This window comes from Paenibacillus phytorum, from assembly GCF_013141715.1.
Lineage (GTDB): Bacteria > Bacillota > Bacilli > Paenibacillales > NBRC-103111 > Paenibacillus_E > Paenibacillus_E phytorum.
In genome coordinates this window covers 79128-88260 of record NZ_WHOA01000263.1, presented here as the reverse complement: position 1 = coordinate 88260, position 9133 = coordinate 79128, and the positions used below count along the sequence as shown (strand labels likewise).

The following is a 9133-nucleotide window of genomic DNA, read 5'->3' as shown; positions in this document are numbered from 1 at the left end:
AACAGCCTCATCGAGGGGACGATTCCACAATTGACCACTAGTAGGTTGATCCGAGCGAGGGTTTGCATTATGGATTACGAAGCTTGATTCTTTTGCAAATAGGATGAGATCTCTTCTATCGTCGAATCAGCATAGCGTACATGAAAACGGTTGTTCAACAGAAACTGTTCAACCATTCCATCTGAATCACATTATTTTTAAACAATTACTGTTCAAAATCAAAATAATGTTGTATAGTTCGTTTATACAATTAAACAACATTGTTCAATTCTTCTGGGGGAATCATACATGGAAATGATGCTGAGAAACATGTTTCAATCGTTGGGCAAAAGCCGCTCTGCGAATCGATTAGCCAAAAAGTACGGCCTTCGTTTTGGAGCCGCCCGTTTTGTAGCTGGTGAAACCATCAAACAATCGATTGATGCTGTAAGCGGTCTCAATAAGGATGGTAGAATAGCGACTTTAGACCATCTAGGAGAATTCGTCTTTAGTGAAGAAGAAGCTACATTGTCCGCTGATATGTGCGTCCAAACATTAGATGCCATTGCTAGCTCAGGCGTACAGTCCAATCTTTCATTGAAAATGACATCACTCGGCCTAGATATCAGCAGAGAGCTTTGCGTAAACAATATGAAACGAATTCTGAATCGAGCGCGCCAATATGGTAATTTTGTTCGGATCGATATGGAGGATTACGCGCACTGCCAAGTTTCTCTTGATATCTACCGTGAGCTTCGAGAAGAGTTCGATAATGTCGGGATCGTGATTCAAGCTTATCTGTTCCGGACGGAGCAAGATATCCAGGATTTGAGTGCACTGAGTGCCAACTTGCGTCTCGTTAAAGGTGCTTATAAGGAATCCCCTCAGGTTGCTTTTCCAGAAAAGAAAGACGTCGATGAAAATTATAAAAAAATCATTCAAATGCATTTGAAAAATGGTCATTATACGGCTGTTGCCAGCCATGATGAAGCGATCATCAACTTCACGAAACAATTCGTAAGTGAGAACGGCATCTCCAGAGATCAATTCGAATTTCAGATGCTTTATGGCATTTGTGAAGAGATGCAGAAGCAATTGGTTAAGGAAGGATACCGAGTCCGCGTCTACGTTCCCTATGGTGTCGATTGGTTTGGATACTTTATGAGACGGTTAGCCGAGCGGCCAGCGAATGCCTGGTTTGTTCTTAAAAATATGTTTAAATAGGCCCGCAAAGGGAGAGGAGAATGAATATGAGCACATTGACAAAAGTAACCCCTTATGTAAACGAACCCTTCACTAATTTTTCTTTGGATGAAAATAAGCAATCCATGGAAGCTGCTATTGCGAAAGTGAAATCGGAATTAGGCCAAGAGTACCCGCTTTATATCGGATCAGAGAAAGTAGTTACAGAAGCGAAAATCAAATCCATTAACCCAGGTAATGTGGATGAAGTGATTGGTTATGTGAGCAAAGCGAATCAAGCACTAGCGGAAAAAGCAATGGTCGCTGCTTTGGAGACTTTTGAATCTTGGAAGCGCGTTCATGTAAAAGAGCGAGCGGAATATTTGTTTAAAGCGGCAGCGCTTATGCGTGAACGTAAGCATGAATTTTCTGCGCTTATGATTTTGGAATCAGGTAAGAACTACGTTGAAGCTGACGTAGATACTGCGGAAGCTATTGATTTCATCGAGTTCTACGCTCGGGAAATCATTCGTTTGAGCGAAATCAATGAGACTCAACCGTTAACCAAAATTACCGGTGAAGACAATAAAATTTCCTATATCCCACTTGGCGTTGGAGTTATTATTCCTCCTTGGAACTTCCCGCTCGCTATTTGCGTGGGCATGACGACTGCTGCAGTTGTATCAGGTAATACAGTTCTTCTTAAACCTGCTTCTACAACTCCAATCATTGCGCACAAGTTTGTTGCTTTGATGCGAGAAGTAGGACTTCCAGACGGTGTTATCAATTTCATTCCGGGAAGCGGCGCTGAAGTTGGCGATTATTTGACGACACATCCGAAGACTCGTTTCATTAGCTTTACAGGTTCCAAAGAAGTTGGTCTGCGCATTAACAAGTTGGCCGCGGACACGGTTCCAGGTCAGATTTGGATCAAACGCGTTGTTGCTGAAATGGGTGGAAAAGATGGCATTATCGTCGATGAAACAGCTGATCTGGATGCAGCAGCATCCGCGATTGTCGCATCAGCCTTCGGATTCCAAGGTCAGAAATGCTCGGCTGGTTCCAGAGCGGTTATTGTGGAATCTGTGTATGATCAAGTTGTAGAAAAAGTAGCCGCTTTGACGAAGCAACTGCAAATCGGGCTTCCAGAAAACAATTTCGCTGCTGGTCCAGTTATCGATGAGACTTCGTACGAAAGAATTTTGGAATATATCGAAATCGGGAAACAAGAAGGCATTCTGCTTGCCGGCGGTGAGAAGGCTGAAGGAAACGGCTATTACATCCAACCTACCGTATTCGGTAATGTGAGCGGCAAAGCGCGGATTATGCAAGAAGAGATCTTCGGACCCGTGCTCGCTATTGCGAAAGCGAAAGATTGGCAAGAAGCAATCGCGATTTACAATGACACTGAATTCGGTTTGACAGGCGCTTACTTCTCCACGGATGAGGAACGTATCGCTGAAGCTCTGGAGACCGTACATTGCGGTAACTTGTACATCAATCGTAAATGTACAGGCGCTCTAGTCGGCGTACACCCGTTTGGCGGATTCAATATGTCAGGTACAGATTCCAAAGCAGGCGGTTATGACTACCTATTGCTCTTTACACAAGCTAAATTAACGTCCCGCAAAATTTAAGGCTTTGTGGGGCCCTCTATAATTACATGGAGGGCTCTTTTTTAAGAGTACTTATCATATCTTTGAAAGCTCACACGAATGAATTCGCATGATTCCTGGATCGTCTCCACTACTATAGAGAAGTAAACCAGGCGAAATCCGCATTTCCTGCGGGATGGTTCTTATCCGACAAGCAGACGAATGCCTTCGTGCTTAATATTTTGACTAGCATTGTGATCCCGATCATGGAGGCTGCCACATTCCATGCAAGTCCATACCCGTAAGGCAAGATCCTTCACATCCGAATTACGGGTTCCACACACATGACAAAGCTGGCTGGACGGAAAGTTTTTCGCAACGACGCTGATCGTGCGATTATACCAGTCAGCTTTGTACATTAGAAAGGTGCGAAACATCGACCAGGAGACTTCTACAATGGATTTTGCCAATTTGTTGTTTTTTATTAAGTTCGACACTTGCAAGTCTTCGAGGCAAATCGTTTGGTTTTCACGAATCAGCTTCGTTGACAGTTTGTGTAAAAAGTCTTTGCGGCAGTTGGCGATCTTCTCGTGGATGCGGGCAATCTTGACTTTAGCTTTCTTCCAATTGTAGCCGCCTTTGGTGCGGCGAGACAATCGTCGTTGCCAGAACGCCAACTGCTTTTCGTATTTGCTATGATACTTCGGGTTGGCGAACGCCTGACCATCGGAACAAACCGCAAACGTCTTGATGCCCAAATCAATGCCAACTACTTTAGCGATCGCCGGTAACGATTGTATCTCTGCTTCACAAAGGATCGATACAAAATATTTGCCAGCCGCATTTTGGCGAACCGTTGCAGAGAGGATGCGTCCATCCAGTGGTCTTGAATTTGCAAAACGAATACGTCCAAGCTTCGGAAGCTTGAGAAAGTGACCTTCAATAGCGATGTTTCCGTTGGTATACTTAGTTGTATAACTTTGAACAGGATTTTTACGACTCTTGAAACACGGATCCGCGTTTTGCCTTTTAAAGAATCGGTCAAAGCTGTCTGCCAGGTTACGGATAGCAGACTGCAAAGCAATGCTGTCCACTTCTTTGAGCCATTCGAATTCTTGTTTCAAAGCAGGGAGCTGTGTTGCACACGTGTTGTAAGACAATCCCTTATTTGTTTCCGTAAAGGCTTGATTCCACTGCGCAAGGAAGCGATTAAAAACAAAACGGCAGGAGCCAAACGTTTTGCGAAGGAGGTTCTCCTGCTCCTTTGTTGGGTAGATGCGATAGCTAAACGCTTTATGGTATAGCAAAACAGCAATCTCCTTTCAATAGTAGCAGCACAACCATTATAGCACATATGTTCGTGTTTGAGTGACAAAACCGCCGATTCATCTCTTCACTAAAGTAACGAGTGTTCTCGGTTGTTCATAAATACTAGGGGGAAAAATGAGATGAGCGTTAAGGTAGAAAATGTGGAAAATGTAGATGTGTTGGCAAGAACGCAGCTGGTGATTGAAACAGCATTGAAAAAAATGGGGTACGCTGAGTCCCTTTATGAGCTGCTAAAGGAACCATTGCGCCTATTGACGGTACGAATCCCATTAAAGATGGATGATGGATCGGTTAAAGTGCTTACAGGCTATCGTGCTCAGCATAATGATGCGGTTGGACCAACCAAGGGGGGCGTCCGCTTCCACCCTGATGTTACTGAGGAAGAAGTTAAAGCGCTTTCAATGTGGATGAGTATAAAATGTGGCATTACAAATCTGCCTTATGGTGGCGGCAAAGGCGGGATTCAATGTGATCCTCGTTCGATGTCTTTTCCAGAATTAGAGCGGCTCAGCCGGGGCTATGTTCGCGCTATCAGCCAAGTTGTCGGGCCAACTAAAGACATTCCAGCGCCGGATGTATTCACCAACTCGCAAATTATGGCATGGATGATGGATGAATACAGCCACATCCGCGAGTTTGACTCCCCAGGATTTATTACAGGCAAGCCGCTGGTTCTGGGCGGATCAATAGGACGTGAAACATCCACAGCATTAGGTGTAAGTATTGTGATGAATGAGGCTGCTAAAGTGCTGGGGATTCCTATCCAAGGTGCGAAAATCATTGTCCAAGGGTTTGGAAATGCGGGTAGTTATTTGGCCAAATTCGTGCATGATGCGGGCGCTAAAGTGGTAGGTATTTCGGACGCGGGCGGAGCCTTGTATGACCCGAACGGATTAGATATCGATTATTTATTGGATAGACGGGATTCTTTCGGAACGGTAACGAATTTATTTCCTAACCGTATCACGAATAAAGAGTTATTAATTCAGGAATGTGACATTTTAGTGCCAGCGGCTATAGAGAATCAAATTACCGAGGAAAACGCTTGGCAAGTCAAGGCGAAGCTGCTGGTTGAGGCTGCTAACGGCCCTACTACAACTATCGCTACAGAGATTTTAACACAAAGAGGCATCATGATTGTTCCCGACGTCCTAGCCAGCGCGGGGGGTGTAGTGGTATCCTATTTTGAGTGGGTTCAAAATAATCAAGGTTATTATTGGACGGAGGAAGAGGTTAACGAGAGACTGCATAAAATTCTGGTTGATTCCTTCCATAACGTTTATCGAACCTCACAAGAGAAAAACGTGGACATGCGTTTGTCAGCTTACATGGTTGGTCTTAAGCGCATGGCTGAAGCTGTGAAGTGGAGAGGTTGGGTTTAAAGTGGCGCAAACAAGTATTATTTTCCGATTAGAGTTAGATCATAATAAGGTTAGTTTCGGTGATGTAGCGGCTGCAATCAGCAAATCAGGAGGAGATATTACCTCTATTGACGTGATACGTCCAGGTCATGATTTCTCCATTCGGGATATTACAGTCGATCTTTCGGATAAGGATGAAGCGTTAATCGCAGAGGCTCTGAAACAACTCGAGGGCATTAAAGTCATCAACGTCTCTGATCGCACCTTTCTCGTTCATTTAGGTGGCAAAATTACGATTCAGCCGACACTTCCGATCAAGAATCGCGATGATTTATCCAAGGTATATACCCCAGGTGTTGCTCGAGTCTGTACGGCGATAGCTGAAAATCCGAAGAAAGCATATTCACTTACCATTAAGCGAAATACGGTGGCTGTTGTTACTGATGGTACTGCTGTTCTAGGCTTAGGCGACATTGGCCCGCATGCGGCAGCCCCGGTTATGGAAGGTAAAGCTATGCTCTTCAAGCAGCTCGCTGGCGTTGACGCGTTTCCGATCTGTTTGGATACCCAGGATACCGAAGAAATCATTCGCACGATCAAAGCGATTAGTCCCATTTTCGGTGGTATTAACTTGGAGGACATTAGCTCTCCACGCTGTTTTGAAATTGAGAATAGGCTCGCTGAAGAGCTGGAGATTCCTGTCTTTCATGATGATCAGCATGGAACAGCTGTCGTTGTGATCGCGGGACTGCTCAATGCGCTCAAAGTCGTTGGCAAGCGGATTGAAAATATCCGCATTGTCGTTAATGGGATAGGTGCTGCAGGCGTATCCATTTGCAAAATGTTGCTCCAGGCGGGCGTTACGCGCCTCGTTCCTGTAGATCGGGAAGGCGCTATCGTGCGCGGCGGGACTTACGACCACCCGATGTGGCAATGGCTTGCCGAACAGCCTCAGGTGGAATCGACAGAGGGAACGCTTCAAGAAGTGATTCAAAGCGCAGATGTATTTATCGGGGTGTCAAGAGGTCGCCTATTGAAAGAAGAAGACGTGAAGAAGATGGCTCCTCAAAGCATCGTGTTCGCAATGGCCAATCCCGATCCTGAAATTACGCCGGAGGAAGCGCTCCCGCATGTTGCTGTATTTGCTACAGGACGAAGCGATTATCCGAATCAAATTAATAACGTGCTTGTATTCCCAGGATTATTCAGAGGCGCACTCGACTGCCGAGCACGGCGAATTAATGAGCCGATGAAGCTTGCCGCGGCGAGAGCGATTGCTTCCGTCGTTTCAGCGGCTGAGCTCAACGAACATTACATTATCCCTAGTATTTTCAATGAGCAAGTCGTGATACAAGTACGCAAAGCTGTGATTGAAGCGGCCATTTTAACGAATGTTGCTCGGAGAACCCCGCCTGAGTTTAGGTAATGGGAAATAACCCGACAAGAACAAGGAGTAGTTTGCTACGGCGAGCTGCTCCTTGTTTTTTTTTACTACTCAAATCAATCGCAGTCACTCGTTGTCCTATTTTCACGACATCTGCATAAGCTCCTCCCACGAAGATTATACATAGGGTATCAGACTACTTCTTGAGGAGAGTGTCGGAATTGTCAAATGAGTTCGTTAGTCGTTCATTGGATGAGATACGATTCTGGTCACGTATTATGAAAGAGCATTCTTTATTTCTGAAGCTGGGATTTCGGTGTGAGGATACGCAATTAATTCAAGAAGCCGATCATTTTTATCATACTTTTGAACAAATAGAAGGCAAATCCCATGCATTCACGGAGTCAACTGATCCTGAGCAAATCAAACGCTTTAACATGGAAGCCCATTTTGCCGCAACCCATATTTGGGCTTTTAAAAGAAGAGTTTTAGGTCTCATCATCCAATGTAAACTTCCAGGTGGTAACAATTTCCCTTTATTAGTTGATCATACCAGCAGAGAGGCCAATTATTTTAGAAATCGACTAGAGGAATTGAATACTGGTCGATTAGAACCGCTGCCTGATGCCATCATTGATGAAAATATTTTCTTTTTGAGAATAATGGCTGACCATGCGAAGTTCATCGGACATCTCCTTGATCCGTCCGAACGACAACTCGTAGAGCAAGCTCGCCACTTTAGCCAAGATTTCGACCAACTGCTCTTTCAAGCCCTTGATTTAAGCGGCATGCGTCCTGGGTCCCAAACGGAGCCGCTACTCGACCAATTCCTTGATCAGAATCGGGTTTCTGTTGTTTCTCTGCGAGATTTCAAAAAAACAGCAAGGGACTTGATCGAAGCTTGTCGTATAAAAAGCATCATTCATCCCTTACTTGCTGACCATGTGTTTCGTGAGGCTGAAAGATTCCTATCTATCATCGATATGTTTGAAGCAAGCTTAACAAGAAAACAAGCTGCCAACTAGACTCTCGCAATGTACAGAGGCCGAGCTGAAAAAAAAAGCTCGCCCTCCGAAGCCTCTACGGCCTCGTTGGGCAAGCTTTTTATTATTTACGCATAGCGTCTACGATCAGTTGGCCCATTGCAAGGGTACCGATTGCTGTGCTCTTATCAACCGCGATGTCGCCTGTACGGTGACCCGCATCCAGCACTTCTTTCACTGCACGTTCGATGGAATCTGCAGCTTCGTGATAACCGAATGTCAAACGGAACATCAACGCTACCGAAAGAATGGTTGCGATTGGGTTGGAGATGCCTTGACCAGCAATATCCGGAGCGGAGCCATGTACCGGCTCGTACAAGCCGAAGCTGCCTTCGCCAAGAGAAGCGGATGCCAACATACCGATGGAACCTGTCAGCATGGCTGCTTCATCACTCAGAATGTCGCCGAACATGTTTTCAGTCACGATGACGTCGAAGCTGGATGGGCGGCGCAGCAATTGCATCGCACAGTTATCAACGAGCACGTGCTCTAGCTCAACATCTGGATAATCAACAGCAATGCGATTCACGGTTTCGCGCCATAGACGGGAAGTTTCAAGAACGTTCGCTTTGTCTACAGAAGCAAGCTTCTTGCGACGCGTCTGTGCGATTTCAAACGCTTGGCGAGCAATACGCTCGATTTCAGTAACATTATAAGCACAAGTATCGACAGCTTCTTGACCATTCGCTGTTTCACGACGGAATTTCTCACCGAAGTAGATCCCGCCAGTCAATTCACGAACAACGATCAAATCTGTTCCTTCGAGCACTTCAGGCTTCAACGTGGAAGCTTCTTTCAAGCAGTCAAAGATGAAAGCTGGACGAATGTTCGAGAACAATCCAAGCGCTTTACGAATACCGAGCAGGCCCGTTTCAGGACGAAGCTCTTTGGAGTTGTTATCCCATTTCGGTCCGCCAACAGCTCCTAGAAGTACAGCGTCTGCCGATTGGCAAACTTTCAACGTTTCTTCTGGAAGCGGCGTTCCTTTCTCATCAATCGCAATCCCGCCGAATAAGGCGTGCTCTGTTTCAAATTGATAACCGAATAATTCTTCGGTACGTTTCAATACTTTTTCCGCTTCTGCAACGACTTCTGGACCAATTCCGTCTCCAGCGATTACAGCGATTTTCTTCACATCTGCCATGACTGCCATTCACTCCTTAGATTAGTAAACCTGCTATTGAAAGCATTTACTATCGTTATATACTGCTAACATTGTATCATAAGTAGCCCCTCTTCTTTAGATATAAAAGCTATCGC

At 45.2% G+C, this 9133-nt stretch carries 7 protein-coding genes; 5 read left to right on the top strand and 2 right to left on the bottom strand.

The window, feature by feature from the left end:
- The first annotated feature begins 288 nt into the window (after positions 1–288).
- Together GC098_RS39465 and pruA are read left to right on the top strand one after the other, a co-directional pair.
- Entirely contained in the window at positions 289–1203 is a 915-nt protein-coding gene (locus tag GC098_RS39465; protein ID WP_171649776.1) for a proline dehydrogenase family protein, read from the top strand.
- A gap of 26 nt (positions 1204–1229) precedes the next feature.
- A complete protein-coding gene (gene pruA / locus GC098_RS39460; protein WP_171649775.1) occupies positions 1230–2798 on the top strand; it encodes an L-glutamate gamma-semialdehyde dehydrogenase in 1569 nt (522 codons plus the stop codon).
- A 161-nt stretch (positions 2799–2959) separates the two neighbouring features.
- On the opposite strand, the gene tnpB is transcribed toward pruA, so the two are convergent.
- Entirely contained in the window at positions 2960–4063 is a 1104-nt protein-coding gene (gene tnpB, locus GC098_RS39455; protein ID WP_171649774.1) for an IS200/IS605 family element RNA-guided endonuclease TnpB, read from the bottom strand.
- 141 nt (positions 4064–4204) lie between these two features.
- Here tnpB and GC098_RS39450 point away from each other — a divergent pair, with 141 nt between their 5' ends.
- The 3 genes from GC098_RS39450 to GC098_RS39440 all read left to right on the top strand — a co-directional run bounded on the left by GC098_RS39450 (position 4205) and on the right by GC098_RS39440 (position 7855).
- The gene (locus GC098_RS39450; RefSeq protein WP_171649773.1) at positions 4205–5467 is read left to right on the top strand and encodes a Glu/Leu/Phe/Val family dehydrogenase; all 1263 of its coding nucleotides are present in this window, start codon (positions 4205–4207) and stop codon (positions 5465–5467) included.
- Position 5468: 1 nt separating this feature from the next.
- Positions 5469–6872 (top strand): NAD-dependent malic enzyme, encoded by a 1404-nt coding sequence (locus GC098_RS39445; RefSeq protein WP_171649772.1) that lies wholly within the window; start codon positions 5469–5471, stop codon positions 6870–6872.
- Positions 6873–7051: 179 nt separating this feature from the next.
- Entirely contained in the window at positions 7052–7855 is an 804-nt protein-coding gene (locus tag GC098_RS39440) for a DUF2935 domain-containing protein (protein WP_171649771.1), read from the top strand.
- Between the two features lie 82 nt (positions 7856–7937).
- Here the strand turns inward: GC098_RS39440 and leuB are convergent, their stop codons facing one another.
- Complete coding sequence (gene leuB, locus GC098_RS39435) at positions 7938–9017, bottom strand: 3-isopropylmalate dehydrogenase (RefSeq protein ID WP_056835930.1); 1080 nt, start codon at positions 9015–9017, stop codon at positions 7938–7940.
- Positions 9018–9133: the final 116 nt, after the last annotated feature.